This window comes from Sporosarcina luteola (genome assembly GCF_023715245.1).
Classification (GTDB): domain Bacteria; phylum Bacillota; class Bacilli; order Bacillales_A; family Planococcaceae; genus Sporosarcina; species Sporosarcina luteola_C.
This window is the reverse complement of record NZ_JAMBNV010000002.1, coordinates 430735-448337: the sequence shown is the minus strand read 5'-3', so window position 1 is coordinate 448337 and position 17603 is coordinate 430735. Positions and strand designations below refer to the sequence as shown.

The window sequence follows — 17603 nt, the reverse complement described above, 5'->3', positions numbered from 1 at the left end:
CCAAAAAGGAGATTGGACTCAGACTGTAGACAAACACTATGAATTTGGGTGTTAGCCTACAGTCTCTTTTCTTTTGAAATAGAGATAAAGCTACAATGTTGATTTACGCTACGAGCGGACGCTTTCCGCGGGCACGGCTTCAGCCGCTTCCCTCGCTGCGCTCAGTCCAGGGTCTTCAGCTCGCGCTGTTCCCGCAGGAGTCGCCGTTCTCCGCTCCAATCAACGGTGTTTTCTATTAACTGAATGAGGTGATGGATATGATGACATGGAATCAAATTAAAGAACGCGAACAGTTGGAAATGCTGACCATAAAGCAGTTGGTTCCTCATGACCATTTGGTGCGCAAACTGGGTGCCGCCCTTGATCAGCCACCAATAGATGATTCAACGTCATATCTGGCAAGATTACTTGGGTGTAGTTGAGGACTTGCGTCACAATCATGAAATCAAAGAAATATACGGGAAGCGTAAAGAGACGATTGAACGTGAACGTGTCTTTGCCGATGCCAAAGATAAGCATGGCATGCGATGGACGACTTAAAAAAATGTAAATACAGGCGATACTGACTTTTGCTGCCTTAAATCTTAAGAAGCTGGCCAGTTGGACGTGGAGAGCGCCGGATATGGAGGCTGAAATGATACCCCTGTCTTAAAGGATTTTCCAGTTGATTGGAGTGCAGGGCGGCGACTCCTGGGGGATTAGCGCAGCGTGAAGACCCCGCAGGAGCGAAGCGACGAGGAGGCTGAGGGCAAGCCCCCGGAAAGCGTCCGCCCGGAACGGAAATCAACGTTATTTCAGTCTACTGACAGTTAGAATGTACATGTTTAAGCAAAAGGGTTGGAAATCTATGATTTCCAACCCTTTTGTCTACAGTCTGAGTCCAATCTCCAAAAAGGAGATTGGACTTTTCTTATTCTCAAATATGAAACATCCATACAACAATCGGTCCAAGAACGGATCCGATGATTGCACTTAATGCCATTGTGATAGAGCTCATCGAAAAGGTGAGTTCACCGTATTCAGCGGCTTTGGCAGTCCCGATTGCATGCGATGCACTTCCAAGGGCAATGCCTCGGCCGATCGGGGTATGCACGCGCGTCCATTTGAAAATAGAAGGTGCAACTATTGCGCCAAAGATACCTGCAATCATAACACAGACAACCGCCAGCGATGCATTTCCGCCCAATCCTCTTGCGACTTCAATTGCAACAGGAGTCGTAAGGGATTTTGGGATAAGGGAAAGGGCTAATGAGTGGTCGATCCGGAAAAGTTTAGCAAGGAGAGCAACACTGACCATCCCCGAACTTGCGCCAACCAAAACCCCTCCTATTATGGGCAATAGATTATCAAGTAAAAAACGACGTTGGTTATACAAAGGATAAGCAAGTGCGACAACGGATGGACCTAATAGGGAACTTATCCATTGCCCTCCAATCATATAGCTGTCATATGAAATATGAAACAATGACAAGATAATGATAATAATAGTAGTCGCAGTTAAAACAGGTATGAGAACTGAGTAAGAATACCGCTTATAGACTTTAGCCATCGCTAGATATGCAATGATGGTTACTAAAATCATACAGAAGGCGAGTGTGGCTTGCTGCATTCTTGATCACCCTTTCTGTTTTGTGCCTTTTTCTCAAAAAATTGTCCTGCCGTACCTGTAATTGCAATGGAAATGACTGTACTTACTAGAACAGCAAGGATGAACAGTGCACCTTGAAAAGAGAGTAACGAGGAATAGTTCATGACACCGACTGTTGTTGGAATGAAGAACAACATTAATAAACTGAGTAGAAATCCCGCTCCACTTTCTATCCATTTCACCGGAATAATTTTAAAACATAAACAAGTGAATAGTAATAAGAGTCCTATAATACTGCCCGGAATGACTAAGTGGAAAAAGTTCTGAATAACGTTTCCAATATACGAAAATATATATAAAATACAAATTTGTAAAACAACGATGAAAGTTTTCATAATGTGTTGCTTAATTTGAAACAACTTCCTTTCTATCTAGAAAAATTTTTCTTTTCCTGATGACCAACCCTTTATCAGCCTTTCGCAGTTGGAAGTATATCATTGCTCTCCTCCCTTTACAACACTGGAATAGGTCATTCACAGACTAAATTTGCTCCATTTCTAATCATATATTAATCTATCTCTCAAAATATATTAGCTTTTGAAAGGTACATTACAGTTATCAATGATTTCAAGGAGGAATTTTACATGAAAATTGTAATTGTACCATCGGGATTTAAAGAATGTTTAGACGCTGAAGAGGTTGCGATCGCGATGGCTAAAGGGGTAAGACGGTTTGATGAGGAAATTGAAGTTGTAGTTGTCCCGATGATTGACGGAGGGGAAGGGTTTGCAAAAACAATTGTGAGCGTAAAGGCCGGTGAATTAATTTATAAAGAAGTGACGGGCCCTGTTGGAAAGAAAATTGTAAGTCATTTTGGGATTTTTACTGAGAACGATAAACGGACGGCTGTAATTGAAATGGCGGCTGTTGCTGGGTTGAAGCATGTTCCCCGAGATCAAAGAAACCCGTTGAAAACGACTACATACGGGGTAGGTGAACTGATACTCGCAGCCCTTGACCTTGGTGTCGACAATATCCTGATTGGGTGTGGGGATTCCGGCACATCTGATGGCGGCTCGGGAATGGCACAAGCTCTTGGTGTGAAGTTTTTCGATCATCATCGTAAGCAGCTGTTCATCCAAGGTGGTGAAGATTTGCTAAAGGTTGCCCATATAGATTCAACACATGTAGACAAACGACTAGCGGATGTTTCCATCGATGTGGCATGCAATTGGACGAACGTACTTTGCGGGGAGAAAGGGGTAGCTCGAGTCTTTGGCCCGCAAAAAGGAGCGACTCCCCACCAAGTGGAAAAATTGTCGGCTGCACTGGAGCACTATGCCGCTTTAATTCAAAAGAATAGTTCACTCGATGTCAGGACATTGCCAGGCAGTGGCGCATCCGGCGGGCTTGGAGCAGGATTAATTGCCTTTACAGGCGCAACCCTTCACCCGAGGTTCGATATTATTAAAAATTATATTGATATAGAGGAGAAAATTGCAGGGGCGGATATCGTACTCACGGCGGAAGGCAGTATCGATTTTCAAACACCGAACGGAAAAATTCCAGCTGAAGTGGCTAGGATTGCGAAAAAGAATCAAATTCCGGTTATAGCGATCACAGGTACGATCGGTAAAGGTGCAGATCTAAACTACCAGGCAGGTATCGATGCATATTCAAGCATCATTCAAAAACCGGCAACATTGGAAAAGGCGATCAGTAAAGCACCCCAATGGATTGAAGACAGTATTGTAGCAGTTCTTCGCCAAGTGAGCGTAGGACTTCGGATTGCTAGAAGAAAAATGGCATAGATGAGGTGGTGGACCGATGATTACGAGAATGAATAAAAGAAGGACAAAAGAAAGCTTCGCAGTTGCTCTAGTCGACAGAATTTCAACGGCAACATTAGGGATTATTAGTGTCCATGTCTTCTACTTGATGATCATTGCTTCAGCCGCCCAACTTGGTTATGCTGCAAAAGTTTCTCTTTTCGCATTTTTGTCTGCCATGACTTTATGGGTTGCAACAAAAATTCCTGCGGGTTTTGTAGCAATCTCGTTACTCATATTTATTGTTTTATTAAAGGCAGGTAAACCAGAGCTCCTCTACAATTCCCTGTCGGAGGAAATTGTGTGGCTGATGGTCGGCTCATTTATTATAGGTGAAGCGGTCAAACAATCAGGGCTTGCAACGCGTTTCGTTGAGTCGATTGTAAAATACTCCAGCAATAAGAATAGAGTGCTAGGAGGTGTTTCGTCGGCATTGTTCGCTTCCGCCTTTTTTATTCCATCCACTTCTGGAAGGGCCGCTCTTTCCATGCCGATGTTGGAACAGTTGCGCAACAAGTTTTCCGCTAAGGAACAAAGCGTGTTGGCAATCATGGCGCCAGTCGTTATTTTAATGAGTACTTCCGCAACATTAATAGGAGCCGGCTCCCATCTGATTGGAATAGGGTTATTGGAAACGACGGTCGGACGGTCCATATCCTTTGTCCAATGGCTTGTTTGGGGTGTACCGTTTGCCCTCGTTATCACTATTATTACAGTCGTGGTTATAAAGTTCATGTTATGGCCAAAAGAAGCATCGAACGAATTTGAATCGACGGAGAGCAGAAATGATATTTTGCCGAATAGACCATTTGGGAAAAACGAAAAAAAGACATTGGTCATCATATTTATTTTGATGGCCGGCTGGCTGTCAGAGAGCATTCATGGTTATGATATTGCATTTATTACGATGCTTGGCGCGGTGCTTGTCATGCTTCCAAACTATGGAGTGATTACTTGGAAACAAGGAATCAAGGCGGTATCATGGAATCTTATTCTATTTGTAGCTGCGGCAACTGCACTTGGCCAAGTCTTAGTAGACACTGGCGTTGTCTCTTGGATAGAGAAAGGGATGTTCAGCGCTATTCACCTGTTTAGCGAGGCGCCTGAGTGGGTGGTTGTAAGTATTATTTTACTTGTTACGATCACGAGCCATTTATATATTACATCTCATACGACAAGGGCGATTGTTTTCATCCCAAGTTTTATCTTGTTCAGTCAAAGTATTGGAATGGACCCAGCTGCGGTAGTTTTTCTAAGTTTAATAGGGATGAATTACTGCATAACAGTACCTGTCAGCTCGAAGGCATTATTGCTTTTCTACGAAGAAGGTGAAGTTTCCTACGATGCAAAGCAGCTAGCCAAAATCAGCTCCGTTTTAATGCCGATTTACTTACTAGTCATGCTGTTATTTTATTTTACGTACTGGCAGTGGACAGGACTGCATTTATAAATGAGGTGATAAAATGTCTGACCATATATTAATTATCGAAGATGATAATAAAATTGCTCGAATCATTCAGCTGGAACTGGAGTATGAAGGTTATGAAGTGAGCATCGCCCACACAGGCAGGGAGGGTATGGCCTTAATTGAAAACGAAAAGGTAGATTTGGTGATTCTGGATGTCATGATTCCGGAATTAAATGGAATGGAAGTACTTCGACGTATCCGTCAGGCGAATAACGAAATTATTGTTATTATGCTAACAGCAAGAAGTTCAGTGTTTGACAAAGTGAACGGCCTTGACTTGGGTGCTAATGATTATATGACAAAACCATTCGAAATTGAGGAACTGTTGGCCAGGATCCGCACGAACCTGCGTTTTAAGCCGAAAAGCGTTTCGGTGAAAAAAACAATCCATAAAATTGGCTCTGTTGAAATCAATACAAATACGAGAGAAGTGTACAAATACGGCAATTTAGTGGAGTTGACTCCGAAGGAATATAATTTGCTGCTCTACTTGGTGACGAATAAAAATCAGGCGATAGAGCGTGAACAAATTTTTAACAGAAGTATGGGGCTATGACTATTATGGAGATACAAATATAGTAGATGTTTACATCCGCTACTTGCGAAAGAAATTAATTGACTCAAAGGAAGAATCATTCATTCAAACTGTCCGTAGTGTCGGTTATATGATAAAGGATTAACATCATGAAATTGCAAACGAGAATACAGTTATTTACGACGGTTGTATTAATCGTGCTGTTACTAGCTGCAAATACGAGCATTTATTTTATCTTTAAAAACACAAGTATTTCATCAGAACTAAATCGTTTGTCGAACATCTCCAATCATATCCTTATAGAAATGAACGAGAAACCGGAAATTTCAATGGAATCCATGTTGCAAGCATATTTACTTAGTGACGGACTGATCCGAACTGTAGTTAAAAAGGAAAGGCACCCGTCCATTCAGGTTTTTACTGACAATACCTATCGAACAATTCCATCCAGCTATTATGAAAAACAGTTTGAGGGAGTCTTTGAATTTGAAGATTCGATGTTTGCTATCGTTTCCATTCCTGCAATAAGTGAAGGCGGAGAAATTATCAACCTGCAGTTGATTGAGAATATTGATCTGTTGTATGAAAATATACAGGAATTAAAATGGGTGTTAGTGATGACTACAATAGTCGTTATAATCATTTTATATTTCACAAGCGGTTTTGTAGGAAGGTTAATTTTACTACCGATTCAACGATTGACGAATACGATGAACACGATTGAAAAAAGAGGGTCATTTGAAAAGATTGCTGTTGCTTGTGAATCGAAGGATGAAATAAATAAAATGGCCATGACCTTTAATCGAATGATGATAAAGCTAGAAGCGAGCTACTTAAAGCAAGAACAATTTGTTTCAGATGCTTCTCATGAATTGAAGACGCCTTTGACGGTCATAGATAGTTACATAAAAATGTTGAAGCGTTGGGGGAAAGAGAGACCGGATATGCTTGAGGAAGCTATCCACTCAATTGAATCGGAATCGCGCCATATGAAATATTTAACCGAACAGCTTTTGCAATTGGCGAAAGTGGAAGAGGGTATTGAATATGAAAAAGAAGTGGTGGATATTGCCGCTATTGTTCGAAGCACGATTCAGCGGCTGCAGCCGTCCTTTAAACATACAATTCACTTTCTGAATGATTCCGGTTATAGTTACGTCAAAATACATGAACAAAGCTTTGTTCAATTGCTTGTTATTTTGCTTGATAATGCTAATAAGTACAGTGACGACAGCATAACGGTGGAAATGACGGAAAGTAACGGCTTTGTAAGTATTACGGTGAAAGACAGGGGAGTCGGCATACCGAAAGATGCACAAGCCTTTGTATTTGATAGAATGTTCCGGGTTGATAAGACGCGAAGCCGCAAAACGGGCGGAACAGGGCTTGGCCTGGCAATTGCAAAAAAGGTCGTAGAGCAGCATGACGGCAAAATCATTCTTGAAAGTGTAGAAGGAATGGGTTCGAATTTTATCGTGACCCTTCCGAAGCTGGAGGTATAAAAAATGAAGGTGAAGCTCCTTCTGATAGGTTTTATTATTCTTGGCCTATTGTTTTCGCTGTTTCAGATTTTTGGTGATTCTTCAGCGGAATTCACTGAACAAGAAGCCCAAGATATAGCTATAAAGCTCTACGGTGGAAAAGTGCTCGACTATGCCGAGCAAAATGGCGACTATGAAATAACGCTTGAGAACGATAGAGGTGTTTATTATTTGGTTGTCGATGGGAAAAACAAAAAAGTGAATACAATAAAACTTATTGAGAAAAAAGACGAACTTGATTCCGCAGGAGGAAAAGTCGTTAGCGGTACTATCGACATCCCTGGCAATGAAGATCATGTAGACAGCAGGATAAACATAAGTGAAGAAAAGCTGGAGGCGATATATGAAAAGAAGGCAATAGAAATCGCTTTGAAGCAAGCCCATGGAATCATTACGAATGTTGTAAAAGTCACTACACAAAAAGGTGATCATTATAAAGTAACAATTGATAGCGTGAAAGAAGTTGCTCATGTATATGTTCAATCAGACACAGGTAAAGTATCCTCCGTGTCATCCATCCCGAAAAAACAAAGGTATGATGACGACGATGATCATGAGGGCGAAACTGAAGATATTGCCGACGATGATTAACATGCCACCAAGGTATTTTTAATGAGAAGTAGAAAACACCAGCTTCTACCGGCCGGTGTTTTTAGCTATCAGTATTCTGAAGTTCCTCGTAAAGTGCGTGAGCCTTTTGCTCGGCTATTTGCTGATCCTTATCATAGATGGTGATCAGTTTGTTTCCAATAATAAAGTTGAATTGTTTCGTCATGTTATTCACCTACCTTTGAATCTATCTTTATAAATACCACTTCTGAGCGGTTTCTAAACATCACGCATAGTTTCTGGATATTTTACAATACTAAGATCGCCGCAACTTATCTTATGTGCAGGAGGGGAAAACATAAATGGCGAATGATTCAAAACCGAGCTGGAAAAAGGACCATCCGAGCACTTTCTTAAGCAATTCTGTTCTTAAGGCGGATCGATCGGTAAAGCAGGCGATGTCACATCCGGAAGAGATGGCAGCGGAGCATGCGTTCAATTCAATCTTACGTGCTGAAAATGCATTCGCGAACGCAGTGGAACGCAATGAACATATGGATACAGTTCAGCAGAACAAAGAACAGTTGGACTTGATGAGACAGCAATTGAATGAAGTGCATGAGCAAGTGGAAGATCAGTAAGAACTGTACGGCCATGACCCCCAAAGGCTTTCGGGGGTTCTTTTTACGTTATACTTACTGTACAGGAATAAAGGAAGTGAATGATAAATGATTTACGCAATTGTAGTATTTATATTTGCAGGACTTGCTGAAATAGGTGGAGGTTACCTCATATGGCTATGGTTAAGGGAGGGTAAGCCGTTTTATTGGGGTATGTTGGGTGGCGTAGCTTTAATTTTATATGGGGTAATAGTTACCTTTCAATCATTCCCTTCGTTCGGCAGAGTGTATGCTGCGTATGGGGGGATATTCGTCGTTCTTTCCGTATTATGGGGATGGGGCATTGATAGAAAAACACCTGATTTATATGACTGGCTAGGTGCGGCTATTTGCATAGTCGGTGTTTCGGTGATGTTATTGGCACCGAGGCAGTAAAATTCGAAATTGATTGTGTTCCTGCTATCCACGCAAACATTGATATAATAGAGGAGTGTCACAAGCTGAACGATAGCTTTGACACTCTTTTTTCATATGACAGATTAACTGGGGAGTTGAACTATAAATGAACAAGAAAGCAATAGCGGATTTTCGCAAACGTTTTAAGTTGGATACAGATCTATTGAGAATCATTGATATTTACAATGTATACATTCGGCAGGAGAGCAATGAAATCTATCACGAGGTGAGCCAACCTTTCGCCCTCTTGGATCGGGAGCAGCAAGAATTATTCCTCTCCAATTTCAAGAAAGTGCTGGGTGGCAAACTGGATGCAAAGCTTTTCGAAGTGAAGTTCCGAAGTCAAATGGAAGAGGAAGCAGACCATACGCAGCAGGTTCTCTATGCTGGTCTCCAGTCGGACAACGTCGAGGAATGGAAGGCAGAAATGCAAAAAATTGCTCAAAAGATGATCCAAGACACGCAATATGAAAAAGACATCGTTGTCACATTCATAAGAGGGAATTATTACAGACCGACGAAACGGCATAGCGAAGAGGCAGAAGTGGCGGACAGGGATGAAGTGTACAAAAACCCATTCATTCTCTGCAGCATGAATCAGACCGATCTGCCGAAACAATCTCTTGTATTTGATTTTAATGAGAAGATATTCAAGTCTCGTATTACGCTTGACCCGGTCATCAATCTGACGTCCCCGATCGGCGGCTTTTTATTCCCGTGCTTTACGGATAATGCGGCAGACGTCAATCACGTCCTATATGCTGCGGGGAAAGTGAATAAGCCTAATTTCCACTTTATCGAAAATGTGTTGGACGGCGAGGAAATCATGACTGCCGAGGAAGATAAAGTCGTTTTTGAAGAGATTGTAAAGTCGGTTGTCGGTGATGAAATGAATACACGAACGATTGCGAGCGTATATGACGAGATTCAGCGCATGATGGAAGTGGATGACGAGGATGAGGAAGATGAGAGCATTCCTACCTTGGACACAAAAGAAGTTACTCGCGTCCTGAAGGCGAGCGGCGTGGAGGATGTCGATACCGAGAAGGTGGAAATGGCATTCCGGAAAGTGATCGATGATGACAAGTATGAGATGAAAGCAAGCCATATCGTCCCAAGCTATACATCGAAATCGATCAAAATCCAAACGAAAGTGGCAAACATTGCAATCAGCCCGCAGGACTTGCGGTTTGTAAGGCAAGTTGAAGTGAACGGTAAAACTTGCATTTTAATTGAGGTGGAAGAGGACACGATGATTGAAGGATTTACACTCCTTTCGGAAGAGCTGTTGGATTAAAAGAGAAATGGAACACGTACTTTAATAATTTCTCATTTTAAAGACAAGCTAAGGGAAAAGAGAAAGGTGATCACATGGATACCAAACATGGATCAGAACGTGCACAGCATGAATAAACCCTTCATACCACAGCTTGTCTATTTTGAACCAAATGCATTGGAATATCCGCTTGGAAAAGAATTGAAAGAGAAGTTCGAGAAAATGGGGATTGAAATCCGTTTTACAACATCACATAATCAAATTCGGGATTTGCCGGGCGAGACGGATGCCCAAAAGTATCGAATCGCTAAATCGACGTTAGTCGTCGGGATTCGAAAAACGTTGAAGTTCGATACATCGAAGCCGTCAGCGGAGTATGCCATTCCATTAGCCACGGGATGCATGGGGCATTGCCATTATTGTTATTTACAGACGACAATGGGGACCAAACCGTATATACGGACATACGTGAACGTAGAGGAGATCCTCGAAGCGGCCGACAACTATATCGAAGAACGGGCACCTGAAATCACCAGGTTCGAAGCAGCTTGTACATCGGATATTGTGGGAATTGATCATTTGACTCATTCATTGAAAAGGGCAATTGAACATTTCGGCCAAACTGAACTGGGGCGGCTTCGGTTCGTGACCAAGTTCCATTACGTGGATCATTTGCTTGACGCGAAGCACAATGGACACACGCGATTCCGATTCAGTGTCAACGCCGATTATGTCATCAAAAACTTTGAGCCGGGAACATCTCCTTTGGCGAAACGCATTGAGGCCGCGGGGAAGGTGGCGAGGGCAGGCTACCCACTTGGGTTTATCGTAGCGCCCATTTACATCCACGAAGGCTGGGAGGAAGGGTACAGGCATCTGTTTGAGCGTCTCGATGAGGAGTTGCCACAGGATGCCCGGGAAGACATCACCTTTGAATTCATTCAGCACAGATTTACGAAGCCTGCGAAAAGGGTCATCGAGAAAAACTATCCGAAGACAAAGCTCGAGTTGGATGAGGAGAAGCGGCGCTACAAATGGGGGAAGTACGGCATTGGCAAATATATTTATCAGAAAGACGAAGAGGATGAATTGAAGGATCGCTTATATAGCTATATGGAACAGTACTTTCCGAAAGCCAAAATAGAATATTTCACGTGAAACAAAATGAGTAGCACAATAGAACAAAAAAGTATCAGCACAACCCTAATGTTTTCGGGAGTCGCTGATACTTTTTGAATTAAATCACAATCACGCCAAGTAGAACTGCAATGATTAAGAGGACGATACTGAGTCCCCACATCATCATGAAGGAATAGCGGATATGTTTCCCCATTTCCAATCCGGCGAGTCCTAACGCCAACCAAAGCGCTGGTGATAATGGACTGACAAATGTACCGATAATGTTTCCGATGATCATTGCATAAGCCGTAGAAAGTGATGGGATGCCGAACGACAGAGCAACCTGGTCAATAATCGGCAGCAGGGCAAAATAGTATGCATCCGTGCTTAACAACAAGTCGAAAGGTACTCCGAATACACCGATGATGATATGCAAATATGGAGTGACGAATGCCGGCAAAACTTTCACTAGATCTGTAGCAATTGAGGTCAACATATTCGTACCGTTTAAAATTCCTAGGAAAGATCCAGCTGCCAAAATAATCGTCGCCATCATTATTCCGCCTGGCGCATGCTCTTTAATGCGTTCCATTTGGTCTTTAACTTTCGGGAAGTTGAGTGGCAGTGCAATACTGACGCCGATCATAAATGCAAAACCTGCTGGAATGATACCCCATACAAGAACGCCGATGACAGCAATTGCGAGAAAGGCATTGATCCAAAGAAGCTTGGGACGCTTTAAATCATTCTCTTCTGCAACAGTGGCCGCCAATTGTGCTTCCGCAATTGTTTCATCGGAAACTCCTTCTTCAATCGTACCTTCGCCTAACGAAGCTTTTTTCGCTATTAAGCGTTTTTCACGATAGCCTAGAGCGACTGCAAGGATAATTAATAAAACAAGGCCGATAATCTGAATTTGAATAAGTGGCCTCCATAGCTCCGTCACATCCACATCCAGCACAGAAGCTGTTCTACCGAGCGGACCAGCCCAAGGCACCATATTCATAATGGCGGCAGCTGTTCCAACAAGCATCAGGAGCAAATATGGATTCATTTTTAACCGTTTGTACAAAGGCAGCAATGCCGGAATTGTAATGAGGAATGTCGATGCGCCGGAACCATCCAAGTGTGCGATTGCGGCAATGATAACAGTGGCAACGGCAACTGCAATGACATTTCCCCGGGAAACTGCAATCATTTTATTAATGAGCGGATCGAATAAACCGACGTCTTGCATGATTCCGAAAAATAAAATCGCAAAGATGAACATAATGGCAACGCTTGCAACTTTAGTTGTACCTTCTGTGAAAAACACACCAATTTCATCGAAACTGAAGCCTGCAGCAAATGCCCCTGCAACTGGCACTAACACGAGTCCGACAATGGGAGAAACTTTCCCGCTAATAAGTAAAGCTACAATGATGACGATTGTTATCAAACCTATAATACTTAGCATATTGTCTCCTTTCCAGTGAACCGGAGTGCACTTATGAAAGAGAAAGGCATTCATTTATGTAAGCGGATACATACTTGATGAAAATCAAGATCTCCCTACAAAAAAGGACCTCTCTATTTCAAAATATTCTATAGTTAGAAATCTATCATAGAGAGGTTGGAAGTATAAGATTATTCAATTAAAAACACTAATGAGTGTTCTGGTCGTTTTGTTCATTCTGTCCACGGTATGTATCTTCGTTCCGGACGGCCAATATCCCCGTATTTCAACTGGGCATCTGCTTCTTTTATGGACACTAGATATTCCAGGTAACGCCTTGCGGTCGATCGGCTCACGCCCACTTTGTTTCCGGTGTTCAATGCCGTGATGCCGGATTCATCGCTATCATTCAAAATCACTTTTATTTTTTCCAACGTAAGTTGATCGATTCCTTTCGGCAATCTATCATCACTGTCTTTTAGTGGAGGTGAGGCTATTTGCAAGCCTGTCAGAAGATCAATTTCTTTTTGATTGAGCTCTGTTTTTGTCATCAAAAGATGCTTTTGCTTTTTATAGCTCACAAAGGTCCGTTCAAATCGGTCAAAGTCCACCGGTTTCACGATATAATCGAAAATCCCTCCACGCAATGTTTCTGCAACCGTCTCCACCTCTTTTGCGGCCGTCATCATAATGACATCGATTTCCGTGAACTCGGATCTTAACGTCCAAAACAAATCTAATCCTTCGACGTCCGGAATATAGACATCTAGTAAAATAAGATGCGGTAACTCTTCCGTGCTGCGTAAATAAGTAAGTGCTTCCTCACCCGTCTTCGCAACGTATGTCACAACAAATCCTTCCACGCGATTGACAAACTGACGATTAATGTCTGCAATCCGAAAGTCATCTTCAACAATGACTACATGAATCGGCTCAAGCATACGATTCCCTCCCTTCTTTCGGCATGGACAGCACGAAGCTTGCACCGCCAAGATCTCCTTCTTCCAAATAGAGTTCTCCATCTACTCCCTCGATAAGTCGCTTCGTAAGCGCGAGCCCAAAACCGCCGTGTTCGCCTTCTTTTAATGTAAATCCCTGCTCAAAAATCAACTTCACATATGGATCGGGTACGCCCTCGCCGGCGTCGTCTATTTCAAAAATGATATCATTGCCGATATCGGTAAAAGAAATAGCTATTTTCCGGTCAGCAGGCAGGTTTTGATTCACTGCATCCATCGCATTATCGATCAGATTCCCGATGGCGGTCAACAGGGCTTCCCTTTGCTTATCGCTTAAACGGGTTGCGAGTCTGCTATCTTCTTGCACTGCAATATTGATTCCCATCTCACTGGCCTGATTTAATTTGCCAAGTAAAAGGCCGCTTACCTGTGGATCGGCCACTTTCTGAATGAGCAGTCGGATCCAGCTTTTTTGAATGGAACTTTCCCGTTGAATATAGCGAAGCGCCTCTTCCTTTTTATCTAGTTGCAATAAGCCGAGAATCGTATAGAGCTTGTTCGAAAATTCGTGTGTTTGGGCGCGTAGTGCATTTGTATATTTTTTAATCGTTGTCAATTCTTTTGTCAATAAATCAATTTCAGTTTTGTTCCGGAAGGTGAATACTGTTCCGACCAACGAATCCTCGAAATAAATAGGCACCTTATTGGCAAAAACAATTGTATTGCCGATCATCATCTCTTGATCAATCCGATCGTTTTCATCTTGGAGAAAACTGAGTAGCTGTTGCGCGGGTGCGAGGTCTTTGATTGACACTCCTTCATATTGTTGAGGAGGTAGGACTTGATCGAACAATAGACGTTGCGCCGCAAAATTGATCATCGTAATCATACCGTTTTGATTAACAGCGATAATGCCTTCATGCGTCGATTGAAGTATCGTCTCTTTTTGGATGAATAAATGAGCGATTTCCTCCGGCTCTAAGCCAAACAACACTTTTTTAAGATACGATGCAATCAGAATGGCAACTATAATGGCGACAATAGCAACAGTTAACAAGACGATCCATAGGTGGATATTGTAGGACGTTACTATTGCTTGGATATCATTCACTAAAAATCCGACCGATACGACGCCTACAATTTCCCCGTCCAAATACACGGGGACTTTGGCGCGCACAGAATCGCCCAATGACCCGGCTGCCTTGGAGACATATGATTCACCATGGACCAACGCCCTTTCACTGTCTTCCCCGACCATTTTCTCTCCGATTTTGTTTGTGTCAGGATGCGCGTATCGGATTTCTTCTTTATTGCCGACGACTATGAACTCGGCCTTTGTCGCTTTTTGGATAGGTGCGACAAGGGGAGTGATGATGGAAGCGGGGTCTTCGTGCCTAAATGCATCAGCAAGCTCAGGAATATGCGCCACGCTTTCCGCTACACTGAGCGCGCGATCCCCAACTTGTGCTTCCATCGTGACAGATATGAAATGACCAATAAAAAGCCCGATCACCATAATAATCGCAATGATGAGGGAGCCAACCAATAAAACCATTTTCATTTTGAAGCTAATAATGATAGTTGGTTGTAGATGCGGATTTTTACCCCGTCTTTTATGTAGTTGAATCATATTCGTCGCTCCGATTCATTTTAATCGTAATAGTAATTCAAGATAATATGTTAGTATTTGTTTATGTCTTCGATAACGTACATCATGCAGAATAAGCTGTCCATTCGCATATAGTATAGTGAATTATTTCATAGGCAATAAAAAAACATAAGTAGAGGTAATGTAGTATGAATGACAAGTTACAAAAAAATGCCGATGCTGGCTATCGGCTTGCTGAGAAGAAAGCTGCCGAATATTTCGCATCACTTTCGGGACAGCGAACAAACAAGACTTATGCTACTACCTTAACGAAAGATATACTTAATTGGAAACAGAATCATATACATCATTATTCACTGTTCTCGCGGGGGAAGGGAAAATCCAATTCGCGCGGCTACCACCATTATATACAAAGGCTTGACTACACCGGGAAACTCGATAATTACTTAGATCGAAGCATCTCTTATATTTTCTTGCGGGACCTAGGGAAGTCCTTGGATTCGCCGCATACGCAGAACAGGATCCGGCTTCTAGTTAATGATAGTAAAGAACAACTCCAAGGACGTACTACGGAGATGTTCAGCATGGCGGGCTTGTATCGTTGGGCTCAAAAAGAAGGCGTGGAAACAACGATGATCTGGTTAATTAGCAAACTGAAGTCCGTTTCCGCAAATATTCCAGAAGGGATGAATGCAGAAGAAGCTAAGCGGAAACTGATGAAGATCATTGCAGGAGTCATCTTGCACCAGATTGAAGAAATGAGCGAGAAGATAACGACCGAAGAACGTACCCGAAAGTTAGATAAAGCGATAAGACTCGGCTATTCGTATGGCCTCACCTATCCTTTTATTGATGATCTCTTGGATTCGGATGTCCTATCCGGTGAAGAGAAGGGACAATTTTCCGGTTTGATACGAACCACCCTTGTTACAAGGTCAGTACCCGAATTGGGAGAGTGGACCGATACTACTAAAGAGTTAATACAATATATTCATTCCGAACTTCGAGAGGCTTTTGCGTATATTCAGGGTTGTTTGCGCCAAGAGACAAAAGATAATTTCTTCGAGCAATCCTACGTATTTTATCATTCTCAGGAAGTGGACCGTGAAAAGGATTTATCGAATGTAAGTTATTCGAATGAAGAACTATATATCCCGGTCATTTTAAAATCCGCTTCTTCACGACTCATTGTCCGTTCAGTACTTGGTGCTGAGGAGGATGAGGGGTTTGAAAACCGCACATTTTATTATGGCATTTACAACCAACTCGCCGATGACTTCGCAGATATGTTTGATGACTTGGAGGCGGGAGCGGTTACTCCATACACCTACTACATGAAATACCGGCACATCCGTCCGGATCTCATCAATCCATTTGAGATGTATTGGACGGTCATCTCTAATTTGATCCATAATGTATATCATTCGGATACGAAGACACGCGACGTGATTCTGAACCGCGCCATCAACGGTTTGAAACGATTTAAAGAGCGCATGGGAATCGAAAAATACAATGAGGTGATGGAGCTGTTCGCAACCGGGAATCTCAAATTCGATCGACTCATTCAAAAGATGGTACGGAAAGCGGATGATGTTGACTTCTTTGATAAATTGCTCCGGGATCATATTATCGCCAATTTCAAAGATGAACGGGAAGAGCGGGAAGTCTTTAAAGACATGGTTGAAACAATGCGGAATGAGATAAACGATTTCTTACATATCCGTGGGAATAATAATGTTTCATTCATGGAAGAGCCGATCATGGATGCTGCAAATTACAGTCTGCAAGGCGACGGAAAGCGACTTAGACCGATAATGACATGGGTCATGGGCGTTCACGAATATGGATTGGATCCGTCTGCAATTATACCCCTATTGAAATCATTGGAATATATGCACACAGCCTCTCTGATCTTTGATGATCTGCCATCCCAAGATAATTCGTCCATCCGCAGGGGGCGCCCAACGCTGCATCATAAGTATAATACGGCCACAGCGGAGTTGACCGGCCTCTATCTGACCCAGAAGGCGGTCGAGGAACAAGCATCGCTCAAACAATTCGACCCCGAAACCGTGCTCCGCCTGATCCATTATTCATCTGGAAAGACGACGGATATGTGTAAAGGCCAGGCGATGGACTTGAATTCCAAAGGCAAACAATTAACAGTCGAACAGTTAAATACGATGTGCTTTTACAAAACCGGTATCGCCTTTGAGGCCTCTCTCGTTATGCCGGCAATCTTAGCGGGGAAACAGGAATCTGAACTGGAAGCATTGAAACAATTTTCTTATCACGCAGGCATCGCTTTCCAGATCAAAGATGACTTGCTCGACGTCGAAGGCGACCTGGCATCCCTCGGAAAGCCAACCGGCAAAGACGTCGAAAACAACAATTCAACCTTCGTATCAATCTTAGGCACTGAAGGCGCCAGAAAAGCAATGTGGGACCACTACTGCACCGCCATGGAAACATTACAACAGATGCAGCACAAAACAACCTACTTAAAACACTTCTTACACTACATCATGAATCGTAATAACTGATGAGCTGTCAGAATAATTCCGGTGCCTGTGCAGCAAACTATTCAGATTATGAACTACAATTGCATAAAGGAAAAAC

Annotated in this window: 15 protein-coding genes and 2 pseudogenes; 12 read left to right on the top strand and 5 right to left on the bottom strand. The window is 42.6% G+C overall.

From position 1 onward, the window contains the following. Positions 1-257 precede the first annotated feature (257 nt). Both M3152_RS13735 and M3152_RS13730 read left to right on the top strand, forming a co-directional pair. Entirely contained in the window at positions 258-422 is a 165-nt protein-coding gene (locus M3152_RS13735; protein ID WP_251695930.1) for a hypothetical protein, read from the top strand. After that, positions 379-652 (top strand): annotated as a pseudogene (locus M3152_RS13730) (transposase); the annotation flags it as partial. The gene M3152_RS13735 and the pseudogene M3152_RS13730, both read left to right, overlap by 44 nt. A gap of 264 nt (positions 653-916) precedes the next feature. On the opposite strand, the gene M3152_RS13725 reads toward M3152_RS13730, so the two are convergent. Together M3152_RS13725 and M3152_RS13720 are read right to left on the bottom strand one after the other, a co-directional pair. Further along, entirely contained in the window at positions 917-1609 is a 693-nt protein-coding gene (locus M3152_RS13725) for an LrgB family protein (protein WP_251695798.1), read from the bottom strand. After that, the gene (locus M3152_RS13720; protein ID WP_251695927.1) at positions 1579-1983 is read right to left on the bottom strand and encodes a CidA/LrgA family holin-like protein; all 405 of its coding nucleotides are present in this window, start codon (positions 1981-1983) and stop codon (positions 1579-1581) included. Before M3152_RS13720 ends, M3152_RS13725 begins: the two co-directional genes overlap by 31 nt. A gap of 249 nt (positions 1984-2232) precedes the next feature. Here M3152_RS13720 and M3152_RS13715 point away from each other — a divergent pair, with 249 nt between their 5' ends. The 9 genes and pseudogenes from M3152_RS13715 to splB all read left to right on the top strand — a co-directional run bounded on the left by M3152_RS13715 (position 2233) and on the right by splB (position 11020). Next, positions 2233-3399, top strand: a complete 1167-nt coding sequence (locus M3152_RS13715) for a glycerate kinase family protein (protein WP_251695796.1) — start codon at positions 2233-2235, stop codon at positions 3397-3399. Between the two features lie 16 nt (positions 3400-3415). Then, complete coding sequence (locus tag M3152_RS13710; RefSeq protein WP_251695794.1) at positions 3416-4867, top strand: SLC13 family permease; 1452 nt, start codon at positions 3416-3418, stop codon at positions 4865-4867. A gap of 13 nt (positions 4868-4880) precedes the next feature. Next, positions 4881-5565 (top strand): annotated as a pseudogene (locus M3152_RS13705) (response regulator transcription factor). Between the two features lie 4 nt (positions 5566-5569). Continuing rightward, positions 5570-6922: a sensor histidine kinase gene (locus tag M3152_RS13700; RefSeq protein ID WP_251695792.1), complete on the top strand. Its 1353-nt coding sequence runs from the start codon at positions 5570-5572 to the stop codon at positions 6920-6922. A 3-nt stretch (positions 6923-6925) separates the two neighbouring features. After that, entirely contained in the window at positions 6926-7552 is a 627-nt protein-coding gene (locus M3152_RS13695) for a PepSY domain-containing protein (protein ID WP_251695790.1), read from the top strand. A gap of 320 nt (positions 7553-7872) precedes the next feature. Next, positions 7873-8151, top strand: a complete 279-nt coding sequence (locus M3152_RS13690) for a hypothetical protein (protein WP_251695789.1) — start codon at positions 7873-7875, stop codon at positions 8149-8151. Positions 8152-8238: 87 nt separating this feature from the next. Beyond that, the gene (locus tag M3152_RS13685; RefSeq protein ID WP_251695787.1) at positions 8239-8565 is read left to right on the top strand and encodes a YnfA family protein; all 327 of its coding nucleotides are present in this window, start codon (positions 8239-8241) and stop codon (positions 8563-8565) included. A 127-nt stretch (positions 8566-8692) separates the two neighbouring features. Then, on the top strand, positions 8693-9883 hold the full coding sequence (locus M3152_RS13680) for a DUF4317 domain-containing protein (protein WP_251695786.1): 1191 nt from the start codon (positions 8693-8695) through the stop codon (positions 9881-9883). A gap of 108 nt (positions 9884-9991) precedes the next feature. Then, complete coding sequence (splB, locus tag M3152_RS13675) at positions 9992-11020, top strand: spore photoproduct lyase (protein ID WP_251695926.1); 1029 nt, start codon at positions 9992-9994, stop codon at positions 11018-11020. Positions 11021-11099: 79 nt separating this feature from the next. Here splB and M3152_RS13670 read toward each other — a convergent pair whose 3' ends face one another. The 3 genes from M3152_RS13670 to M3152_RS13660 form a co-directional block, all read right to left on the bottom strand. Then, positions 11100-12437: a CitMHS family transporter gene (locus M3152_RS13670; RefSeq protein ID WP_251695785.1), complete on the bottom strand. Its 1338-nt coding sequence runs from the start codon at positions 12435-12437 to the stop codon at positions 11100-11102. Between the two features lie 212 nt (positions 12438-12649). Next, positions 12650-13357, bottom strand: coding sequence for a response regulator (locus M3152_RS13665; RefSeq protein WP_251695784.1), 708 nt, complete (start codon positions 13355-13357; stop codon positions 12650-12652). Then, entirely contained in the window at positions 13350-15005 is a 1656-nt protein-coding gene (locus tag M3152_RS13660; RefSeq protein ID WP_251695782.1) for an ATP-binding protein, read from the bottom strand. The genes M3152_RS13665 and M3152_RS13660 overlap by 8 nt, the downstream gene beginning before the upstream one ends. 167 nt (positions 15006-15172) lie before the next feature. On the opposite strand from M3152_RS13660, the gene M3152_RS13655 reads away from it, so the two are divergent. Further along, positions 15173-17527, top strand: a complete 2355-nt coding sequence (locus M3152_RS13655) for a polyprenyl synthetase family protein (protein WP_251695780.1) — start codon at positions 15173-15175, stop codon at positions 17525-17527. Positions 17528-17603: the final 76 nt, after the last annotated feature.

Coding starts and splice junctions, on each gene's coding strand:
- M3152_RS13660 (WP_251695782.1), bottom strand. CDS start 15,005: ATGATTCAACTACATAAAAGACGGGGTAAAAATCCGCATCTACAACCA.
- M3152_RS13685 (WP_251695787.1), top strand. CDS start 8,239: ATGATTTACGCAATTGTAGTATTTATATTTGCAGGACTTGCTGAAATA.
- M3152_RS13720 (WP_251695927.1), bottom strand. CDS start 1,983: ATGAAAACTTTCATCGTTGTTTTACAAATTTGTATTTTATATATATTT.
- M3152_RS13710 (WP_251695794.1), top strand. CDS start 3,416: ATGATTACGAGAATGAATAAAAGAAGGACAAAAGAAAGCTTCGCAGTT.
- M3152_RS13735 (WP_251695930.1), top strand. CDS start 258: ATGATGACATGGAATCAAATTAAAGAACGCGAACAGTTGGAAATGCTG.
- M3152_RS13690 (WP_251695789.1), top strand. CDS start 7,873: ATGGCGAATGATTCAAAACCGAGCTGGAAAAAGGACCATCCGAGCACT.
- M3152_RS13680 (WP_251695786.1), top strand. CDS start 8,693: ATGAACAAGAAAGCAATAGCGGATTTTCGCAAACGTTTTAAGTTGGAT.
- M3152_RS13695 (WP_251695790.1), top strand. CDS start 6,926: ATGAAGGTGAAGCTCCTTCTGATAGGTTTTATTATTCTTGGCCTATTG.
- M3152_RS13725 (WP_251695798.1), bottom strand. CDS start 1,609: ATGCAGCAAGCCACACTCGCCTTCTGTATGATTTTAGTAACCATCATT.
- splB (WP_251695926.1), top strand. CDS start 9,992: ATGAATAAACCCTTCATACCACAGCTTGTCTATTTTGAACCAAATGCA.
- M3152_RS13700 (WP_251695792.1), top strand. CDS start 5,570: ATGAAATTGCAAACGAGAATACAGTTATTTACGACGGTTGTATTAATC.
- M3152_RS13715 (WP_251695796.1), top strand. CDS start 2,233: ATGAAAATTGTAATTGTACCATCGGGATTTAAAGAATGTTTAGACGCT.
- M3152_RS13670 (WP_251695785.1), bottom strand. CDS start 12,437: ATGCTAAGTATTATAGGTTTGATAACAATCGTCATCATTGTAGCTTTA.
- M3152_RS13665 (WP_251695784.1), bottom strand. CDS start 13,357: ATGCTTGAGCCGATTCATGTAGTCATTGTTGAAGATGACTTTCGGATT.
- M3152_RS13655 (WP_251695780.1), top strand. CDS start 15,173: ATGAATGACAAGTTACAAAAAAATGCCGATGCTGGCTATCGGCTTGCT.